At 65.1% G+C, this 1051-nt stretch carries 1 protein-coding gene and 1 pseudogene; both read left to right on the forward strand.

Annotated features, from left to right (window positions below; genetic code table 11):
- Positions 1–498 (forward strand): protein-L-isoaspartate(D-aspartate) O-methyltransferase (locus ILFOPFJJ_RS34630; RefSeq protein ID WP_173514871.1); only part of this gene is annotated, 498 nt, incomplete at its 5' end.
- A pseudogene (locus ILFOPFJJ_RS34635) lies at positions 495–1051 on the forward strand (SAM-dependent methyltransferase); the annotation flags it as partial. The gene ILFOPFJJ_RS34630 and the pseudogene ILFOPFJJ_RS34635, both read left to right, overlap by 4 nt.

Raw genomic sequence — 1051 nt, forward strand, 5'->3', positions numbered from 1 at the left:
GATCGGCCGCTGCCGATCGGATACGGTCAGACCATCTCGCAGCCCTTCATCGTCGCGCTGATGACCGACCTGATCAACGTCGGGCCTGGCGATGTTGTGCTGGAGGTCGGCACCGGCTCGGGTTATCAGGCAGCCGTCCTGTCGCCGCGCGCAGCGAAGGTTTACTCGATCGAGATCATACCGGAACTGGGCGAAAGGGCGGCCGCCCGGCTCGCGGAGCTCCGCTACGGCAATGTCGAGGTGAAGGTGGGCGACGGTTACTATGGTTGGCCTGCGCACGCGCCTTTCGACGGTATCGTCGTGACTGCCGCTGCCAGTCACATCCCGCCGCCGCTGGTCGAGCAGCTCGCCAAAGGCGGCCGGATGGTCGTCCCCGTGGGAGCTCCCTTCGCGACCCAGTTTCTCATGCTGGTCGAGAAGCGACAGGATGGAAGCATCACGACCCGGCAGTTGCTGCCGGTGGGCTTTGTGCCGCTGCGCGGAGGCGGGGCCCGATGAAAGCCGGGCGTCTGCTGCCGGTTGGTCTCATATCGGCGGCAACCCTTGCCCATGAAGTGCTGCTGATGCGGCTCTTTTCGATCATTCAGTGGCATCAATTTGCCTATATGATCATAAGCATCGCGCTCCTCGGCTTCGGCGCGAGCGGTACATTCGTTGCCCTCACCCGCCGCCCGCTGCTGAAACGGTACCCGGCCGCCTTCGCAGCGTCGGCCGCGCTGTTCGGCATTACGGCGGTCGTAAGCTTCGCCGGTGCCGAGCGCCTGCCGTTCAACGCGCTGGAGATCGTCTGGAATCCGGCCCAGCTCGGTTGGCTCGCGGCCAGCTATGCTCTCCTGATCCTGCCGTTCTTTTTTGGTGCAACCTGTATCGGCCTTGCCTTCAGCCGCCATACCGATGAGATCGGGCGCGTCTATGCCTTCGACCTGATCGGCGCCGGGGTCGGTGCGCTGGGCATCGTCGGACTCCTGTTCCTGGTCTCTCCCTCAACGGCACTGCGCTTCGTCGCAGCGCTGGGCTTTGCGGCGGCTGCCCTCGCCGCGACGGGCATGGC

Source organism: Sinorhizobium psoraleae, assembly GCF_013283645.1.
GTDB lineage: Bacteria > Pseudomonadota > Alphaproteobacteria > Rhizobiales > Rhizobiaceae > Sinorhizobium > Sinorhizobium psoraleae.